The 18,309-nt window shown below is 69.6% G+C and carries 14 protein-coding genes and 1 pseudogene; 9 read left to right on the top strand and 6 right to left on the bottom strand.

Annotation, left to right across the window (positions count from 1 at the left end):
* Nucleotides 1–269 precede the first annotated feature (269 nt).
* From H8R17_RS26330 to H8R17_RS26320, 3 genes are all read right to left on the bottom strand, one after another.
* Entirely contained in the window at nt 270–1,610 is a 1,341-nt protein-coding gene (locus H8R17_RS26330) for an ABC transporter substrate-binding protein (RefSeq protein ID WP_187825694.1), read from the bottom strand.
* 77 nt (nt 1,611–1,687) lie between these two features.
* Complete coding sequence (locus H8R17_RS26325) at nt 1,688–2,632, bottom strand: carbohydrate ABC transporter permease (RefSeq protein ID WP_187825693.1); 945 nt, start codon at nt 2,630–2,632, stop codon at nt 1,688–1,690.
* A gap of 3 nt (nt 2,633–2,635) precedes the next feature.
* A complete protein-coding gene (locus tag H8R17_RS26320) occupies nt 2,636–3,562 on the bottom strand; it encodes a carbohydrate ABC transporter permease (protein WP_187825692.1) in 927 nt (308 codons plus the stop codon).
* Nucleotides 3,563–3,796: 234 nt separating this feature from the next.
* On the opposite strand from H8R17_RS26320, the gene H8R17_RS26315 reads away from it, so the two are divergent.
* From H8R17_RS26315 to H8R17_RS26285, 7 genes are all read left to right on the top strand, one after another.
* Nucleotides 3,797–4,948, top strand: coding sequence for a LacI family DNA-binding transcriptional regulator (locus H8R17_RS26315; protein ID WP_399477286.1), 1,152 nt, complete (start codon nt 3,797–3,799; stop codon nt 4,946–4,948).
* A 712-nt stretch (nt 4,949–5,660) separates the two neighbouring features.
* The gene (locus H8R17_RS26310) at nt 5,661–6,434 is read left to right on the top strand and encodes a sulfite exporter TauE/SafE family protein (protein ID WP_187825691.1); all 774 of its coding nucleotides are present in this window, start codon (nt 5,661–5,663) and stop codon (nt 6,432–6,434) included.
* Between the two features lie 303 nt (nt 6,435–6,737).
* A complete protein-coding gene (locus tag H8R17_RS26305) occupies nt 6,738–8,459 on the top strand; it encodes a hypothetical protein (protein WP_187825690.1) in 1,722 nt (573 codons plus the stop codon).
* 9 nt (nt 8,460–8,468) lie between these two features.
* Nucleotides 8,469–11,474, top strand: a complete 3,006-nt coding sequence (locus H8R17_RS26300; RefSeq protein WP_187825689.1) for a DEAD/DEAH box helicase — start codon at nt 8,469–8,471, stop codon at nt 11,472–11,474.
* Nucleotides 11,471–12,685, top strand: coding sequence for a hypothetical protein (locus H8R17_RS26295; protein ID WP_187825688.1), 1,215 nt, complete (start codon nt 11,471–11,473; stop codon nt 12,683–12,685). The genes H8R17_RS26300 and H8R17_RS26295 overlap by 4 nt, the downstream gene beginning before the upstream one ends.
* Nucleotides 12,682–13,209, top strand: coding sequence for a hypothetical protein (locus H8R17_RS26290; RefSeq protein WP_187825687.1), 528 nt, complete (start codon nt 12,682–12,684; stop codon nt 13,207–13,209). Before H8R17_RS26295 ends, H8R17_RS26290 begins: the two co-directional genes overlap by 4 nt.
* A 98-nt stretch (nt 13,210–13,307) precedes the next feature.
* Complete coding sequence (locus H8R17_RS26285) at nt 13,308–13,835, top strand: hypothetical protein (RefSeq protein WP_187825686.1); 528 nt, start codon at nt 13,308–13,310, stop codon at nt 13,833–13,835.
* A gap of 34 nt (nt 13,836–13,869) precedes the next feature.
* Here H8R17_RS26285 and H8R17_RS26280 read toward each other — a convergent pair whose 3' ends face one another.
* Nucleotides 13,870–14,292: a secondary thiamine-phosphate synthase enzyme YjbQ gene (locus tag H8R17_RS26280; protein WP_187825685.1), complete on the bottom strand. Its 423-nt coding sequence runs from the start codon at nt 14,290–14,292 to the stop codon at nt 13,870–13,872.
* Nucleotides 14,293–14,337: 45 nt separating this feature from the next.
* Between H8R17_RS26280 and H8R17_RS26275 the strand changes: the two are divergent.
* Nucleotides 14,338–14,955 (top strand): annotated as a pseudogene (locus H8R17_RS26275) (FAD-dependent oxidoreductase); the annotation flags it as partial.
* A 12-nt stretch (nt 14,956–14,967) separates the two neighbouring features.
* Here the strand turns inward: H8R17_RS26275 and mltG are convergent.
* On the bottom strand, nt 14,968–15,825 hold the full coding sequence (gene mltG, locus H8R17_RS26270) for an endolytic transglycosylase MltG (RefSeq protein ID WP_187825684.1): 858 nt from the start codon (nt 15,823–15,825) through the stop codon (nt 14,968–14,970).
* 43 nt (nt 15,826–15,868) lie between these two features.
* Nucleotides 15,869–17,671 carry an ABC transporter ATP-binding protein gene (locus H8R17_RS26265; protein WP_187825683.1) on the bottom strand — a complete coding sequence of 601 codons (1,803 nt, stop codon included), beginning with the start codon at nt 17,669–17,671 and terminating at the stop codon, nt 15,869–15,871.
* Between the two features lie 114 nt (nt 17,672–17,785).
* On the opposite strand from H8R17_RS26265, the gene H8R17_RS26260 reads away from it, so the two are divergent.
* A complete protein-coding gene (locus H8R17_RS26260) occupies nt 17,786–18,241 on the top strand; it encodes a MarR family winged helix-turn-helix transcriptional regulator (protein ID WP_187825682.1) in 456 nt (151 codons plus the stop codon).
* The last annotated feature ends 68 nt before the right edge of the window (nt 18,242–18,309 follow it).

The raw sequence follows: 18,309 nt of genomic DNA, 5'->3' as shown, positions 1-18,309 counted from the left end.
ACAGGATGCGTGTCGCCGCCCCGGGGTTGAGTACGCCGGGGACCAGTGCGCCCAAGACCGTTCGGGGCGTGCGGCTGAATGGGCTCACTCCTGCTCAGCCCAAAGGAACGGTTGTAGTCGGCACCGTAGCCGAGACGGGGGACGGGGTCGCCGTCCGCCCCGCGCGACGAGCGGGACAGGAGGGTGGAGATCATGGCGGTCCTTCCGGATGGGGTGCACGGGGGCGGCGCGGTGGTCCACCGCGCCGCCCGGCGCTCAATGCTTCCCGGCTACTTCTCGACGGTGAAGCCCTGCTCGTTGCCGTACTTGATCGAGGCGTCCTGCCAGGCCTTCAGTCCCTGCGTCAGCGTGGTGCCGGAGACGTAGGCCTTGCCGGCGGTGTCGTTGAAGATCGAGTTGGCGTACACCTGGTACGGCAGGTACGACCAGTTGGGGCCGACCTTCGCGGCCGACTCGGCGAAGATCTTGTTCGCCTCCTGTCCGCCGAAGTAGTCGAACTTCGTGGCCTGGAACGCCTGGGAGTTCAGGTCCGCGGTGGTCGCCGGGAAGGCGCCGGCCTTGATGCGGGTCTGCACGCCCTTGCCGGCGTTGGCGTACTCGATGAAGGCGTAGGCCAGAGCCTCGTTCTTGCCCGCCTCGGGCATGGCCAGCGAGCTTCCGCCGTTCTCCGCGGTCGTCTTGTCGCCCTTGGTCCACTGCGGCATCGGGGCCACGCGCCAGTCACCGGACGCGTTCTTCACGCCGGAGACGAAGTTGGCGGGCATCCAGGCGCCGGTGGTCAGCGTGGCGATGGTGCCGTCGCCGAGGCCCTTGTACCAGGCGTCGGTCCAGCCGGGGACGGGCGCCACCAGCTTCTCGCTGATCAGCTTCTGCCAGGTGCTGGTGTACTTCCGGGCGGCCGGGCCGGAGAAGTCGATCTTCACCTTGGTGCCGTCGACCTTGTACGGGCGCGAACCGGCCTGCCACAGCAGGCTGGTGGTCATGCCGGCGTCGCCCATGTCGCTGGTGATGTAGGCCTTGGGGTCGGCCTTGTGCAGCTTGCGCGCCGCTTGGACGTACTCGTCCCAGGTGGTCGGCACCGCGATCTTGTACTTGTCGAAGACCTTCTTGTTGTAGAACATCGCCATCGGGCCGGAGTCCATCGGCAGGCCGTAGATGCCGTCACCGGACTTCACGGAGTTCCACGGGCCGGGCGAGTACTTCTTGGCGAGCTTGTCGGCGCCGAAGGGCTTGAGGTCAGTCAGTTCCTTCGTGAGCGCGTACTGGCCGAGCGCGTAGTACTCGATCTGCGCGACGTCGGGGACGCCCTTCTTCGCCGAGATGGCATTCGACAGGGCGGTGTACGCGTCGGCGCCGGTGCCCGGGTTGACCAGGTTGACCTTGACCTTGGGGTGCGCCTTCTCGAAGTCGGTGACGACCTGCTTGAGCGTGGGCTCCCAGGCCCAGACGGTGACGGAGCCGCCCTTCTTCAGGGCCGCGTCGATGTCCGCCTGGGACATCGCCTTCTGGCCGGAGTCCCCGTTGTCGGATCCGCCGCAGGCGGTCGCGCCCAGGGCGAGCGTGGAGACGAGGGCGATGCCGCGCAACAGGCGGCGGGTCTTCATGGACATGGAGGTGCTTCCACTTCTTCGTGGCCGGAACAGGTTGAGGGTGACAGTCGTGGGGGGCATATGGGGCCGGGGCCCGGCTACTCCTTGACGCTTCCGGCGGCGAGGCCGGACTGCCAGTACTTCTGCAGCATCAGGAACGCGGCGATCAGCGGGAGGATGGTGAGGACCGAGCCGGTGATCACGAGGTTGAAGACGGGCTGGCCGCCGGCCGTGGCGGCCTGGGCGTTCCAGGCGTTGAGGCCGAGCGTCAGGGGATACCAGTCCGGATCCTTGAGCATGATCAACGGCAGGAAGTAGTTGTTCCAGGTCGCGACCGTCGTGAACAGCAGAACGGTCACGATGCCTGGCGCCAGCAGCGGCAGACTGACCTGGAAGAAGGTGCGCACCTCGCCGGCGCCGTCCATCCGGGCGGCCTCCAGAAGTTCGGTGGGGATGGCCTCGGTGGCGAAGACCCACATCAGATACAGGCCGAACGGCGAGATGAGCGACGGGATGATCACCGCCCACGGGGTGTTCGTCAGGCCCATCTTGCTGAACATGAGGAAGGTCGGCACCGCCAGCGCGGTGCCGGGCACGGCGACTGCACCGATCACGACGGCGAACACGGTGTTCCTGCCGGGGAACTTGAACTTCGCCAGCGCGTAACCACCCATGACAGCCAGGAAGGTGGCGCCGCCCGCCCCGAGCACGACGTACATCAGGGTGTTGAGCAGCCAGCGGGTGAAGACGCCGTCGTCGTAGGTGAACGTCTCCTTGATGTTGTCCCACAGGGCGAAGTGGCCGCCGTCGAACCAGAACCCGAACGAACTGGCCAGACCCTCCTGGGTCTTGGTGGCACTGATGAGCAGCCAGGCCAGCGGGAGCAGGGTGTAGAGCAGGACCAGACCGGTGAGCAGGGTGAGCAGCACGCTGCGCCGGGGCCGCCCGGCCGTGTGCTTGCGGGGCGTGCGCAGCCGGGGCACTGACCCCGACGATCCGGAGGACGAGCGCGGCCGGGTGGCGGTGGAGGCAGGACTGGTCATCGGTCACGCTCCCTTGCGCATGCCGCGAAGCTGGACGACGTAGGCGATGACCATGGTGATCAGCCCCATGATGATGGCGACCGCCGCGGAGTAGTTGTGCTGCTGTCCGTTGAAGGAGAGCGCGTACGTGTAGAAGTTCGGGGTGTAGTCGGTGGTGATGGTGTTCCTCGCGAGGTTGCGCAGGATGCTCGGCTCGTTGAACAGCTGGAAGCTGCCGATGATCGAGAAGATCGTCGCGATGACCAGGGCACCGCGGATCGCGGGGAGCTTGATGGCCGTGATGACGCGGACCTGCCCGGCACCGTCGATCTCCGCCGCCTCGTACAGGGAGGTCGGGATCACGCGCAGCGCCGAGTAGAAGATCAGCATGTTGTAGCCGACGAACTCCCAGGTCACGATGTTGCCGATCGATGCCAGGACCCAGTCGGCGGAGAGCGGGTTGGGGAGCGAGATGCCCAGCGCGCCGTTGATGTCACCGACCAGGCCGAACTGGCTGCCGTACATGAAGCCCCACATCAGGGTGGCGACCACGGCGGGCACCGCGTACGGCAGGAAGATCGAGATGCGGAAGAAGTTCCTGCCGTAGAGCCGCCCGCTGTCCAGCGCGAGGGCCACCAGCAGGGCGATGCCGAGCATGATCGGCACCTGGACGCACAGGAAGAGCGAGACCCGGGCGAGCGACTCCCAGAACTGGTCGTCCTGCAGGGCCTGCTTGTAGTTGTCCAGGCCGACGAAGGTGTTTCCGCCGATCAGCTGGTTGCGGTAGAGGCTGAGATAGATCGAGTACGCGATCGGAGCGAGGAAGACCAGGGCGAACACGGCCACGAAGGGACCGATGAAACCCCACCCCGTCCAGGAGCGGCGGTCCCGTCGCGCCGGAGGTGGGGCCGGCCGTGCCTTGGCGGCCACCGGCGGTTGAAGCGTCGTCATGTCGTTCCTCGCTCGTCCACGTCCTGGAACCGGTGGTGGCGGCGGGGCGTCCGTCGCGGTGCCACACCACCGCGGGATGTTTACGCAAACATCGATCACCCCAAGGGGGCCGATGTGCTGTTATGTTTACGTAAACATCTGATGGCGGCATGTCTACACTGCCCTCTTGAGGAGGGTCAAGGGGGCCCCTGGGAATCGTGAAGGGAGAGTCAGTGGAGAGGAGGCGGACAGCGAGTGGACACGGCTGAGAGACCGCCGGTCGGCGTGCCCGGGCAAGCCGCGAAAACCGCGGGCGGGCCGGGGGCCGCGATCGACGACGGGCAGAAGCGCGCCCGTGGCCGCACCAAGGGCGGCGGCCGGGCCAGCGCCTCCATGGCGGACGTGGCCCGGCTGGCGGGCGTGTCGTCGCAGACCGTTTCCCGGGTCTCCAACGGTTACGCAGGAGTGAACGAGGAGACCCGCCGCCAGGTGCTCGCGGCGATGAAGGAGCTCGGCTACCGGCCCAACAGCGCGGCCCGCGCGCTCAAGCGGGGCGAGTTCCGCACCATCGGCGTCATCACCTTCTCGCTGTCCACCACCGGCAACGTGCGCACGCTGGAGGCCATCGCCAACTCCGCGGCGCACGAGGGATACGCGGTGACGCTGCTGCCGATCGCGGTGCCGACCCAGGACGAGGTGCGGGGCGCCTTCACCCGGCTGGAGGAGCTCGCGGTCGACGCGGTGATCGTCATCATGGAGGTCCACCTGGTGGACGCGGTGACGGTCACGCTGCCGCCGCGCGTCCAGGTCGTGGTGGTCGACTCCGACGCCGGCGACCGCTACACGGTCGTGGACACCGACCAGGCCGGCGGCACCCGAAACGCCGTACGCCATCTTCTCGACCTGGGCCACCGGACCGTATGGCATCTGGGCGGGCCCGAGGGCTCGTTCGCCGCCCAGCGCCGCGCCGACGCCTGGCGCGCGGCGCTCGCCGAGGCGGGCCGTCCCGCACCGCCTCTCGTACGCGGCGACTGGTCGGCGGAGTCCGGCTACCGGGTGGGACTGCAACTCGCCGCCCAGCAGGAGTGCACCGCCGTCTTCGCGGCCAACGACCAGATGGCCCTGGGCCTGCTGCGTGCCCTGCACGAACGCGGGCGGCGCGTGCCCGAGGACGTCAGCGTGATCGGCTTCGACGACATCGCCGAGGCCGGCTCCTTCCTTCCCCCGCTCTCCACCGTCCACCAGGACTTCGCCGAGGTGGGACGACTGTGCGTGGAGGCGGTGCTGCGCAAGATGCGCCGGGCCGACACACCGGAACGGGGGACGACCCTCGTGCCGACCCGGCTGGTGGTACGCGCGAGCACGGCACCGCCGCCGGGGTGGGACGGGTCGGAGAGGCGGGGCTGAGACGGGGCCGGGGGTCGTGAGGGCCGGGAGGCTGACGGTGGACACCCACCGGAGTGGGTTGGCTCGGGCCATCGGTCGGGGAAAGGGCCCGTCGGCCCCGTCCCGATGTGGCGAAGCCGCGTCACCGAAGAAGGTCCCGGTCCGTGCAGCCGCGGAGCTGCCGCGGCCATGACTCTGCATGGCCGACGGTCAGCGGCCACGAGCAAGACCGCTTGCGGAGCGAGGGGTGCGCCGCTCCGGGCAACGGCCGGCAGCGGACTGCCTCGGCGAAGTCCCGGCCCAGCAGGTGCTGCTGACCCGTACGGTGCCGACCGGGCCGGTGACAAGCCCGGCCGCCCGTCGTGCGGCTGCCAGGCCCGGCCTTTGCTCGTTTCGTCATCCCGCCCAACCCGGAGGAACGAACCACCCCCTCTTCCGGCGGTCGCACCGACTCCCTTCCGGCGAGTGCCAGTTCAGCCTGCCCAGCCGACCAGGATTCCGTCCGCGTCAGCTGTGTCCGACATGCCTTCCGCAGATCGCCGCGCCCTACGGCGAGTGACCCACGGCATGGCGACCGACGGCACCGGCACCGAGCGCCGCGGACAAGCCACGACCGCTGAGCCCACATGCTGAGCACGCGCGCTGAGCCACACGCTCGTTCGTGCATGATCAGTGCGAGCCCCTCGACCGCCCGCTGCGCGGCGGGGAGGTGACACGCTGATCATGTAAGGAGATGGCGTTGTCCATCTGGGAAGCAGTGGCCGTTCTCGTGGCCGGTATCGGAGCCGGCGCGATCAACACCATCGTCGGTTCCGGCACCCTGATCACCTTCCCGGTGCTGCTCGCCACCGGACTGCCGCCGATCACCGCCAACGTCTCCAATGCCCTGGGCCTCGTCCCCGGCTCCATCAGCGGAGCCATCGGCTACCGCGCCGAACTCCGCGGACAGGACCGCCGCGCACTCGTGCTCGGCCTCACCGCTCTCACCGGCGGACTCGGCGGCGCCATCCTGCTGCTCGCCCTGCCCTCCGAGGCCTTCGGCACGATCGTCCCCGTGCTGATCGGCCTCGCGCTCGTCCTCGTTCTGCTCCAGCCCCGGCTCGCCAGAGCCGTACGGCGCCGCCGCGAGAACAACGGCACCACCGGCCGCCCGCACGGGGGACCCGTCCTCCTGGTCGGACTGCTCCTCGCGAGCGGGTACGGCGGCTATTTCGGCGCCGCCCAAGGGGTCCTGTACCTCTCTCTGATGGGCCTGTTCCTCGACGAGGACCTGCAACGCGTCAACGCCGTGAAGAACATCCTCAGAGCCGTCGTCAACGGCATCGCCGCCTGCTTCTTCGTCTTCGTCGCCGAGTTCGACTGGACCGCGGTCCTGCTGATCGCCGTCGGCTCCGCCCTCGGCGGGCAGATCGGCGCCAAGGTCGGCCGCCGCCTTCCGCCCACCGCGCTCCGCGCGGTCATCGTCGCGGTCGGTGTCATCGCGATCGCGCAGCTGCTGCTGCGCTGACCTGTTCGGCGACGCCCGTGACACTGCTGGCGTACTTCGACGAGGTCGCCCCCATCGGCCTCCGCTCGCACATGCTGCTCGGCGCCTCGGGCATCGTCTGGTGGCGACCACTCGGGCATGCGGGTACAGCGTGCGTGCGCCGAAGTACCACGTCGACGGCCGCCGGCAGAGTTGACCGGCCACCTGGGCCACTTGAAGGCATCCGGGCTAGAGTGATCCTTCCCTCCACTTCATGTGCCGGGCGGAATCACCGGCCGGAGTCGTGAGGTCAGGTCGCAGATCCCGTGAAGGTGAGGGGTTCCGTTGGCGGGAGCGAGGGGGCCGCGGCCCACCGTGGTCGTACTCACCGCGTTACAGGTGGAGTACGAAGCGGTGCGTCGGCACTTGGAGGATGTCCGCGAGGTCGAGCTGCCACAGGGCACCCTCGTCGACGTCGGCCGGATACCCGGCCTCGACTGGGAAGTGGCGCTGGCCGAGACGGGCCCCACCAATACCCGTGCTGCGCTGGTCACGCAGCCCACGATCGAGTACTTCGAAGCCGAGGCAGTGTTCTTCGTCGGCGTCGCCGGTGCGCTCAAGGACGATCTCCGCCTCGGTGACGTCGTCGTCGCCAGGAAGGTCTACGGCTATCACGGGGGCCGTGAGAGCGTGGACGGGTTCAACGCTCGGCCTGATGCCTGGGAACCGGCGTACGACGTCGACCAGTTGGTGCGCTCCGCCCGCCGCAACAACCCATGGGCCTTCCTCTCCCCGGATACACGGCCCGCCGCGCCGCCCAGGGTCCACTTCGAGCCGATCGCCTCGGGCGATGTGCTGATCGGCTCCCGTGACTCCGAGACGGCCCGCCGGATCCGCAGCCACTACAACGATGCCGTGGCCGTCGACATGGAGAGCCAAGGCGTTGCCCACGCGGCCAGGATGCACCGCGCGGTGCGGACGCTCTCTGTCCGCGGCATCAGCGACTTCGCTGACTCCGGCAAGGCCACGTCCGACGCCGCGGGCTCCCAGGAGACGGCGTCACGGCACGCCGCCGCCTTCGCGCTGCGGGTGCTGCGGGACCTGCGCCCCGCCAGGCGCCCAGCCCAAGAGCGGCCTCAGGGGCCCGCGGTCGTCGTGGTGTCCGGACCCGACCGCGGCTCCGGCCCCGCAGCCTGGGACAGCCGGCCAACCGTCGAGGTGGAGGGACGGGAGTACCTGCTGTACGAAGGTCCCGGAGACCTTCTCCACGAGTTGCGGGACGGCGACGTGGTACGGCGTCAGGCGGTGGCACGTGTGGTGTCCGACCGGGATTCCCGCGGCTCGTACGCCTGGCTGCGTCAGGTCGAGTGGGTACGGCCGCTGCCCGGTCCGGGCCGCTTCGACCCCCTGGCCGCGCTCGAACAGGAGGCCGCGCTGTGCCGTGCCTTACGGGGCCCTGACGTCGTACAGCTGACCCGTCGTGGGAACACCGCCACCCTGGCTCTGGCCTGGCCCGCCGACCCGAAGCTCGGCCGTCCCCTGGAGACCCTGCACGAACTGCTGCCCGAGCGACCTGAGCCGACAGACTCGCTGCGGCTGTGGTCGACAGTGAAGGGGCTCGCCGAGGTGGCCGAAGTCATCGAGCGGCTGGGCAGCGAGAATCTCTCGCACCGGGCGCTCCGGCCGACCGCGGTCGTCATGAACCGGCCGCACATGGTGCTGCGCGACTTCGGCCTCGCCACCTTGCCACCCCGCCCGGGCGAGAACCCCGGGCCCTATCAGGCACCCGAGCAGCGGTACGGCTCCGGCTTCCGCCCCGGACCTGCCACCGACGTCTACCAGTTGGGCGCGCTGCTGTACCGAGCGCTGGCCGGCCGAACCCCCGCCCCCGGCCCACCTGGGCTGTCTCCCCAGGTCGCCCCGGCCTCCGTACCGGACAGCCTCGCCCACGTGGTCGCCGGTGCACTGCGGCAGGACCCGGGCGCGCGCCCGGGCGTCCGTACGCTCCGCCTCGCCCTGCTCGCCGCCGCCCGCGAGCTGTCGTCCGTCCCGCCGACCCAGCGCTGAGGAGCGCCGATGTCCGTCACCACCGTCGCCCTGCGCGCTCCGCTGGTACTCGTCCCGGGGCTCACCCTGGACGAACAGCTCCGCACGAAGGCCGAGTCCAGCGCCGGGCTGCCGCGCGATGTCTCGCAGATCATCCACGATCTGAATCAGCTCGAAGGCGGCGCCGCCGTGAGCGTCAGCTCGGGTAACGGCAGGTACAAACCGTCTTTGCTGGTTCACACGCGTACGTACCGGCTGCGCCTCGAAGCAACGAACCGAGGTACTGGCTACTTCGTCAAACACATCGATCCGCTGCGCCTCGCCGACCACGCGCGCCTTGCCCGGTCCTGTCTCCTGGTGCGCCCGCCCGTCTGGCAGATGGTGTTCGAGCTGAGGGCGGTGCCCGAGGGCTCGGACGCCCAGTGGCAGGACCTTGAAGAGGCCTGGCAGAGTCTCGGCCAAGCACACACGCAGCAGCGAGAGACCCCCTCCGTCAGCGAAGCCCAGTCGGAGTTCCTCGACACGGTGGACCGGCTGGTCGACGCGACCGAGGAGATCACCACCCGGGAAGAGCGCGAGGCCGACCCCTTTCTGTATCAGGGCGTGACCGCCACCGGGGGCAGACGCAGCAGCGCTCCGCAGTCGGCTTACGAATTCCAGCTCATCGGGCCGGAGTTACCGCCGGGCGGCACATTTGTCCGCATTCAGGGTGACACGGAGACCCGCGGCAAAGTAGGCCGGACCACGGAAAGTTCCGTCACCGTCCGCTTCGACCAGCCCGTGTCGTGGGAACGTATACCGGCTCGCGGAGCACTGGAACTCATCCCGAGCAACGTGGTCTTCAACAAGCAGCGGCAGGCCGTTGCGAGCCTCCGCACGGGGGACACCAAGAATCCCGGTCTGCTCCCGGCAGTGGTTGAGCACCGCGTGCGCACCATCCCGGCCACGACCGCGCGGCCGCACGAGGAGCTCGACCCCGAACAGCTCGAAGCTTTCCGTAAGGCGCTGACAACCGAGGACCTCCTGGTGGTGCTCGGCCCGCCCGGTACCGGCAAGACCCGGACCATCACCGAGATCGCCCACACCACCGCGATCACGGCCGCCACCGGCGGCGGCCGGGTCCTCGTCACCTCCCACACCAATCGCGCGGTGGACAACGTGCTGGCCCGGCTGCCACCGGATCTCGTGGTGATCCGGGTCGGAGACGAGAGCACGGTCCACGCCGATGTGAAACCACTGCTCCTGGAGGAACAGTCGGAGAACCTGTCCGACGGAATCCGGCACGCGATGGTCCAGCGCACCCAGGACTACCGAGAGGCGGAGGCCGCCGCGCCCTGGACGGCAGAGCTCGCCACCCGACTCCACCAGGTGGACGACCTGATCCAGCACGAGAGGGCCGCGGCCCTGCGTCTGCAGGACGCGGTTCAAGCGGCCGCAGCGCCGGCCCGGGAGCGGCTGGCATCACTCCAACACGAGGAGAGCGAACGGGAGTCGGCTCGGCAGGTGCTCACCGAGCGGGCTTCGCGGCTCCAGATGAAGGTGCAGTCCGAACAGCAGCGGTCCAACGCCCGGTTGACCGGTCGGCTGCACCGCTCAAGGGCCCGCCGCGGAGAAGAGGAGCTGACCACGGTGTGGCACGAGATTCAGCGGCTTGAGGCGCTGGGCCCTGAGCTGAGTCGGCAGGCGGAAGCGGCGAGCGCCCAGGCGGACCGCGCGGTCCGCGAGTCCCCTGCCGTCAGTTCGGCCCTGGCCGCCCGCCAGGCGGCAGAGCATCGGCTCGGCAAAGGGCTTCAGTCCGCCCACGAGGCCGCCGACATGGCCGTCCGGGCGCTTGGCACGGTCATGCCTGGCGTGTCCGCGCCCACTCGACTGCCGGATGCGGCCGATTCGGCAGCGGCACTGCACGCTCTGCACCGACAGCTGGAGGCGTGGCTGCCGCTCCTCTCCCGGCGCCAGGAACTCGCCCGGCAGTGGCAAGCCGCCATCGGCCAGGAGCCGGGCCAGTTGGTGCCCGAACTCGTCCGCTACGCCCAGGTGGTCGGCGCCACCTGCATCGGGGCCGCGTCCCGCTCCGAACTGTCCGGAGTCGACTTCGACTTGGGGATCGTCGACGAGGCCGGCCAGATCGGCGTCGCGGATGCGCTGGTGCCACTGACCCGGGTCCGCCGCGGCGTTCTGGTCGGCGACGACCGGCAACTGCCGCCCTTCCACGACCCCGAGGTGGCCGACTGGGTCCAGGGCGTCGGCGACCCCGAACTGGTCCGGCTGATGTCGCAGAGCGCCTTGGAACAGCTGCGTGCTGGACTGCCCTCCTCGCATGTCGTCCAGCTGACCCGGCAGCGCCGGATGCCCGCCGAGATCGCCGACTTCATCTCGGCCGCCTTCTACCGGGGAGAATTGCTCACCGAGAAGGAACACCGGCACACCGACCCTTTGTTCGCGAGCCCGATGGCCTTCGTCGACACCGCCGCCCTGCCCGACCGTGTACGTCACGAGTCGAGTGGACGTGGTACCGAGCGCCGCGGCCGCAGAGGCGCCTTCAACACCTGTGAGGCGCGCCTCCTGGCCCGTCTCGCCGCCTTCTACCACCGGCGGGGTTCCGAGTGGGTGGTGATCGTCCCCTACCTCGCGCAGCGCCTGGAGGTCGTCCGCCACCTCACCCCCCTGATCGGCGACTCCCAGCTCGCGGATGCCTCGGTCGGCAGCGTCGACTCCTACCAGGGCGGGGAGCGCGAGGTCGTCCTTTACGGCTTCACGCGCAGCAACCGCGAGGGCCGGATCGGCTTCCTGAAAGAGCTGCGCCGCGCCAACGTCGCCTTCACTCGCGCCAAGAGCCAACTGGTGCTGATGGGTGACCTGAGTACCCTGCTCCGCGCGGACGACCCCGGCTTCCGCGCTCTCGTCGAGGACATGCACCAGCATCTGCTCGACCGCGGCGACCTGTGGGACTACCAGGACGTCGTGGCGGCGCTCGCCGAAGCCGCCCCGGGCCTTGACGAAGCCGCTGGCCTGGCCCCGGGAGGAGGCCGACCGTGACGACCGCGCGCCGCCTGATGCCCTTCCCCGAGGAGCGGGTCCTGGAGGATGCCGCCTTCGGCCAGGGCATGGTGCCCACCTGGCTCCACGCCCTGCTCCTGCCCGTCTGGCAGGTGGAGATCCGCGCCGACATCACCGAGGGCGAGGACTTCTTCCTCATCGACCGTTTCCTGGAGCGCGGGCTGCGCCACGGCGCCCTGCACACCGTCGACGAACTCGCCGCGTTCTTCGCCCTGGACCGTGCCCTGGTCGCGCAGGCCGTGCGCTTCCTGACCGCGATCGGCCACTTGCGGGAGTCCCAGGACCGTCTGTCCCTGACGTCTCTGGGGCAGCGCTCCGTGGACGACGACATCCGCTATGTGGTCACCCGTCAGGACCGCCGCAAGCTGTACTTCGAGGCCCTGAGCTGCACCCCGCTGCCCCGGGCCCACTACGACGAAGAGGTCGTGACCCTGCTGTCCGGTGACGAACTGGCCACCGCGACGCGGAGCGACCGCTACCCGCGCTTCACCCCGATCCACATGACATCCGGCTTCGACCGCTCAGCACTGGACCGCCTCAAAGACCGCAAGGACCGGGCCCGGTTCAATCTGCCCGTCGCCCTGGACGCGCTGGAGAGCCTGGACGAGAAGCTCGCCTTCCTGCCGGTCTATCTGGTGCGTGGCCGGGACGGACTCCTGGTCTACGGCCAGGCTGGGGCGGGGGCCGCGCATGACCCGGAGCTCAGCGAGCTCTGCGCCCGTGCTCCAGAGCTGGTCAACGCCCTCGACAACGAGGAGAAGGGCGAGGATGCGGACGAGCGCGTCCTGCGGGCCGCCCGGAACTGGCTCCGCGAGCAGGACCTCGACTCCATAGCCCCGGAACAGGACGACGACGGCACCTGGTCCGTCTCGCTGCCCGCCACCGCCTTCGGCGAGAACGGGCTCCCGTGTTCCCGCATCGGCACCTACCGCATGGCAGGCAGCCGCTTCTTCCGCCTGTGGTGCCCGGAGGTAACGCCACGGAAGCACGCCCTGCTGGAACGCCTGGACCAACGCCTCGGCTCTCGGAGGCAGGTCACGCGACAGGAGGCGGAGGAACTCATCGCTCGCCTGGCCCGCCAACTGCGCCTGGAGGTCCCCGACCTGTCCCGCCTCCGGGGCGGCGCCGGGAGAACCGGCCTCAGCGGACTGGAGGCCCAGCTGGCCCGACTGGAGAATGAACAAAAGTGATCGAAACCGGCCAACTCCTGCTCGCCGAGTACGAGCAGATCAAGCAGGAGCAGCGAGCCCGTATCGGCTTCCGCGACAACCTCATCTACGCCACCCTCGGCGTCATGGCAGCGGTGGTCGGCTCGACGCTGACTCGGGGCGGCCATCTCGAAATGCTGCTTCTGCTGCCACCGCTGTCGGTCACCCTCGGCTGGACCTATCTGATCAACGACGAGAAGATCTCGGCCATCGGCCGGTACATACGGGACGAACTGGCCCCTCGTCTCAAGGAACTCACACCGGAGCGGAGCGAGGTCTTCGGCTGGGAATCCGCACACCGCCGCGATGTGCACCGGCACTCCCGCAAGCGATTCCAACTTGCCGTGGATCTGCTGACGTTCTGCATGGCCCCGCTCGCGTCCCTCGCCGTCTACTGGCTGCTCGGCCCGACACAGTGGCCGCTGCTCCTGGTCTCTCTGGCTGAAACAGCCATGCTTGTCGGCCTCACCGTCCAGGTTGTGCGCTACGCGGACCTCGAAGTCTGACCGATTCCGACCTCCGGGCAGGCAGCTCATCCACGTTATGAAGCGCATCGGGGGAATGGATCAGAGAACGTGATCACAACATCAAGGAGGAAAGCAGGATGAGCGCCTCACTACTGTCACCGACCGGATGGTTCGTGCTGGGTCTGCCCTGGCCGGCCGAAACCGGCGGCGACTGGGGAGAGTGTGCGGCTGCCATCGCACCGTCGATGATCCCCCGCTCCCTCGTCAGCCAGAGCGCCGGCACCGCACTCGATCTCGCGTCCGCCCTGGCCACCGACGCGATCGAGGGGCCGGGAAAGGCCGTCTTTTTCTCCGACGTCACGCTCTGGCTCGACAAGCAGGGTCAGACTTGGGCGAGCCTCGGCATCGACCATGAGGCGGTCATCGACGAACTCCTGAACGCACCTGTCCCTCAGTTGTTCCTCACCCTCACGCAGAAGGCCCACGCCATCCTGTGCGATGCCAGCCGGGACGGTCTGCGCCTGCACTACCCGAACGGCGGCGTCGAGCACGTCAGCCCGCAACTGCGGCGCGACGTGCACAACGGCATCGCCCAGAGCCTGGAGAGGGACTGGCCGCCCTACATACAGGGCCTCATCGACAGCGGCGCCCTTCAAGCCCGCTGAACCTGCCAGCTTCGGGCTGCCCTTCCTGTCTTGGCTAACCCAGGAAAGTCAATCGAACCCTTCGGTCGGGGTTGTCGACGTTCGTGTCGACCAGACACACCGACTGCCACGTTCCCAGCTCCAGTCGCCCGTCCACCACCGGCAGCGTGGCGTGGGGCGGGACGATGGCCGGGAGGACGTGGTCGCGGCCGTGGCCCGGGCTGCCGTGGCGGTGCTGCCAGCGGTCGTCGGCGGGCAGGAGGGTGTGCAGGGTGGCCAGGAGATCGTCGTCGCTGCCGGAGCCGGTCTCGATGATCGCGACGCCCGCCGTAGCGTGGGGCACGAAGACGTTCAGCAGACCGTCGCGCCCGGCCGCGGCCTCCCGCAGGAAGGCCTCGCAGTCGCGCGTGATGTCGACGACGCGCTCCGAGGAGCCGGTGGCGACGTTCAGGATCCGGGTGGTGAAGGCATCGGACATGCCCCCATCCTGACTCATACGCAGGGTTTCGCAGGCGACCGCTGACGCCAGCTGCACACCGCGCAGTACCCCGGGCCCGAGGAGTTCGCGGGGCAGCAGGTCGTGGTGGTGGGCGGGGGCGCCTCGGGCACCCAGCACCTGCTGGAGATCGCGCCGTACGCGGCCGCCACCACGTGGGTGACCCGGCGGCCACCGGTCTTCCGCGAGGGCCCGTTCGACGAGGGCGCGGGCCGGTCGGCCGTCGCGATGGTCGAGGAGCGGGTGCGGCAGGGGTTGCCGCCGAAGAGCGTCGTCTCGGTCACGGGTCTGCCGCTGGACGACGCGATCCGGCAGGGGATCGAGGACGGAGTCCTGGACCGGCGGCCCATGTTCGAGCGCATCACGCCCGACGGCGTGGAGTGGAGCGACGGGCGGCGTGTGGCCGCCGACGTCATCCTGTGGGCCACCGGGTTCCGGGCGGCCGTCGACCATCTCGCGCCGCTGAAGCTGCGCGAACCCGGCGGCGGGATCCGCGTCGCGGGGACACGGGCGTTCGCCGATCCGCGGATCCACCTCGTCGGCTACGGGCCGTCGGCCAGCACCATCGGCGCCAACCGGGCCGGACGCGCGGCCGTACGGGACATCAGGCGGCTGCTGGCGAGGGAGCCGGTGGCCGCCGCGTGATGTCCCGCCGGGTCACGTTTTGGTCCGCGCGCTCTTGTGGTGGGCGTTGAACTCGGCGACGTTGCGCTGGTGTTCGCCGTAGTCGGAGGTGAAGCGGGTGTCGCCCGGCTTGACCGTGACGAAGTAGAGCCAGTCGCCCGGGGTCGGGTTGATCGCGGCCCGTAGGGCCTCCTCGCCCGGGTTGGCGATGGGCGTGGGCGGCAGGCCCATGCGCTGGTACGAGTTGTAGGGGCTGTCGATCCGCGTGTCGCCCGCCGTGGTCCGCAGTGTGGAGCGGCCCAGCGCGTAGTTGATGGTGGAGTCCATCTGGAGCGGCATGCCGCGCTCCAGCCGGTTGAAGATCACCCGGGCCACCTTGCCCATGTCGGCCTTGGTGGCGGCCTCGGCCTGGACGATGCTCGCGATGGTGACGGCCTGGTAGACGTTCATCGCATTGCGCTGCGCTCCGGCGGCGATCGGGGCGCCGTTGAACTTCTTGTTCGCCGTGTCGACCATGAACGACAACAGCTTCTCGGGCGTGGCCTTCTCGTCGAGCGGATACGTCGACGGGAAGAGGTAGCCCTCGGGGTTGCCCTCGGCGTCGTTCGGCAGTTTCAGGTTGGCCTTGGTGAAGGACTTCTTCGTGGTACCCGCGGGCAGCTCGAGCGCCTTGTCGACGGCGCCGTAGACCTGGCTGGCGCGCCAGCCCTCCGGGATGACCAGGGTGGTGGGCTTCTCGGGCTCGCCGGCGCCCAGGCTCAGCAGCGGCACCGCCACGGCGGTGCCGGCCACGACGGCTCCGGTCGCGATCAGGGCGATACGGCCCCGGCGCGTCAGTCGGATCGTGCCCCGTGAGCCCCGCGGGCTCCGTGGCGGTGTGTTCATCTGCATGCGGGCACGGTAACCCGCATATCGTCACAAACCTGGCATATCTTCAGTTTGTCGGCTCAAGTCGGGCGTCCCTCCGCACGAGTGCCGCATAGCGCCCACCCCGGTCCAGCAGCTCCTCGTGGGTGCCGCGTTCGAGGGCGCGGCCGGAGTCGAGGACCACGATCTGGTCGGCGCCCCGGACGGTGGACAGCCGGTGGGCGATGGTGAGCGTGGTACGGCCCGCCGACAGCGCGTCGATGGCGTCCTGGACCGCGGCCTCGGTGCGGGTGTCCAGAGCGCTGGTCGCCTCGTCGAGGATGAGGACGGGCGGGTCGCGCAGGATGGTCCGGGCGAGGGCCAGACGCTGCTTCTCGCCGCCGGAGAAGCGGTGGCCGCGCTCACCGACGACCGTGTCGTAGCCGTCGGGCAGGGCGGCGATGTGGTCGTGGATCTGAGCCGCCTTCGCCGCCTGGTGCAGCTCCTCGTCGGTGGCGCCGGGCTTGGCGAAGCGGAGGTTGTCGGCCACCGAGGCGTGGAAGAGGTACGTCTCCTGGGAGACGACGCCGACCGCGCGGGCCAGGGTGTCGAAGTCGAGGTCGCGCACGTCGACGCCGTCGAGGGTGACGCGGCCACCGGTCACGTCGTACAGCCGCGGCACCAGCGCGCCGAGCGTGGACTTGCCGGCACCGGTCGCACCGACGACCGCGAGGCTGGTCCCGGCCGGGACGGTGAGGTCGATGCCGTCGAGGATGGCGTCGCCCTGGTCGTCGTAGCGGAACTCGACGCGCTCGAAGCGGACCTCGCCCTTGATCTCGTCGAGGCGGACCGGCCGCTCGCGCTCGGTGATGTCGATGGGCAGGTCGAGGTACTCGAAGATGCGCTGGAACAGCGCGAGCGATGCCTGGATCTGGACGCCGGTGCCGAGCAGGCTCACGGCCGGGCGGAACAGGCCCTGCTGGAGCGAGACGAAGGCGACGATGGTGCCGATGGAGACCTGGGGGCCGCCGAGCTGGAGGGCCAGGCCCGCGGTCCAGTAGATGACGGCGGGCATGGCGGCCATGACGATCGTGATGACGGCCATGCGCCAGCGTCCGGCCATGTTCGACCGCACCTCGAGGTCGACAAGTTGCTCCGACTCCGCGGCGAAGGACTTGGTCAGCGAGTCGGAGCGGCCCATCGTGCGGCCGAGCAGGATGCCGCTGACCGAGAGCGACTCGGTGACCGTGGCGGCCATCGCGGCCATCTGGTTCTGGCGCTGGGTGGTGATCCGCTTGCGTTCGTTGCCGACGCGGCGGCTGATCCACACGAACAGCGGGAGCAGTAGCAGCGAGACAACGGTCAGGCGCCAGTCGAGGGCGACCATCGCGACGATGGTGGCGACCACGCTGGTCGCGTTGGAGACCAGGGAGGTCGCGGTGGAGGTGACGGTGGCCTGCATGCCGCCGATGTCGTTGGCGATGCGGGACTGCACCTCGCCGGTGCGGGTGCGGGTGAAGAAGGCGAGCGACATGCGCTGCAGGCGGCCGTAGACGGCAGTACGCAGGTCGTGCATGACGCGCTGGCCGACCGTCGTGGAGATCAGCGTCTGGAGCACGCCGAAGACGCTGGTGAGGACGGCGCTGAGGATCATGCCGAGGGCGAGCAGGGTGAGCAGGCCGGTGCGGCCCTCGGGAATCGCGACGTCGAGGGTCGCCTTCAGCAGGAAGGGCGTGGCGACCGAGACGAGCGAGGAGGCGCCGACCAGCAGGCCGACGATCGCCAGCCGGCCCCGGTAGGGGCGGAAGAGACGCAGGATGCGGCGCACCTGCCGGGGCTGCTCCTCGGCGTCGGCGGATGGGTGCCAGTCGGGTACGTGGTCGGGGTGCATGGGCTCCTTCGGGAGACGAAAGGCCGGATACTCACGGGAACTGCACAGGCCTGACGGAGCTTAGCTCATTGTTACCTATGCTCACAATGAGCGTGGTCCTGATATCGTTCCCGCATGACCACCCCCGATCCCGACGGCGTGCTCGCCGAGCAGTTGCTTCGGCTCACGCGCCGGGTGCACCGCATCCAGAAGCGCCACCTCCAGCAGCGCGATCTCGGTGTCACGCCGGCGCAGTCCCGGCTGCTGCGCACGTTGGCGCACTACGGCTCGCCGCCGCGCATGGCCGACCTGGCCGAGCGTCTGGAGGTGGTGCCGCGCGCCGTGACGACGCTGGTCGACGGGCTGGAGGCGAGCGGCAAGGTGCGCCGGGCGCCCGATCCGGCCAACCGCCGGGTGATCCGGATCGAGCTCACGGACGACGGCCGCAAGGCCCTGCGGGAGCTGCACAGTGCGCGCCGGGAGGCGGCCGAGGAGATCCTCGCACCGCTCACGGAGGAGCAGCGGAAGGTGTTCGGGGGGCTGCTGGACACGCTGGTGGACGGGGTGGCGGAGCGGGGGCGGCGCTGCTGAACCGGGCGTCGGCGGTTTTCCGGGGCGAGGCGGGAAGTCCGGCCCGGGCTGTCGGGTCCGGCGCAAGG

It is taken from the genome of Streptomyces sp. TRM68367 (assembly GCF_014495685.1).
Lineage (GTDB): Bacteria > Actinomycetota > Actinomycetes > Streptomycetales > Streptomycetaceae > Streptomyces.
Note: the sequence above shows the minus strand (reverse complement) of the source record. Positions and strands in the feature narration are given on the sequence as shown.

Bases quoted from the DNA above. Each gene is read 5' to 3' on its own strand.
- H8R17_RS26330 (WP_187825694.1), bottom strand. From the start codon at position 1,610: ATGTCCATGAAGACCCGCCGCCTGTTGCGCGGCATCGCCCTCGTCTCC.
- H8R17_RS26325 (WP_187825693.1), bottom strand. From the start codon at position 2,632: ATGACCAGTCCTGCCTCCACCGCCACCCGGCCGCGCTCGTCCTCCGGA.
- H8R17_RS26320 (WP_187825692.1), bottom strand. From the start codon at position 3,562: ATGACGACGCTTCAACCGCCGGTGGCCGCCAAGGCACGGCCGGCCCCA.
- H8R17_RS26310 (WP_187825691.1), top strand. From the start codon at position 5,661: ATGGCGTTGTCCATCTGGGAAGCAGTGGCCGTTCTCGTGGCCGGTATC.
- H8R17_RS26300 (WP_187825689.1), top strand. From the start codon at position 8,469: ATGTCCGTCACCACCGTCGCCCTGCGCGCTCCGCTGGTACTCGTCCCG.
- H8R17_RS26285 (WP_187825686.1), top strand. From the start codon at position 13,308: ATGAGCGCCTCACTACTGTCACCGACCGGATGGTTCGTGCTGGGTCTG.
- H8R17_RS26280 (WP_187825685.1), bottom strand. From the start codon at position 14,292: ATGTCCGATGCCTTCACCACCCGGATCCTGAACGTCGCCACCGGCTCC.
- mltG (WP_187825684.1), bottom strand. From the start codon at position 15,825: ATGCAGATGAACACACCGCCACGGAGCCCGCGGGGCTCACGGGGCACG.
- H8R17_RS26265 (WP_187825683.1), bottom strand. From the start codon at position 17,671: ATGCACCCCGACCACGTACCCGACTGGCACCCATCCGCCGACGCCGAG.
- H8R17_RS26260 (WP_187825682.1), top strand. From the start codon at position 17,786: ATGACCACCCCCGATCCCGACGGCGTGCTCGCCGAGCAGTTGCTTCGG.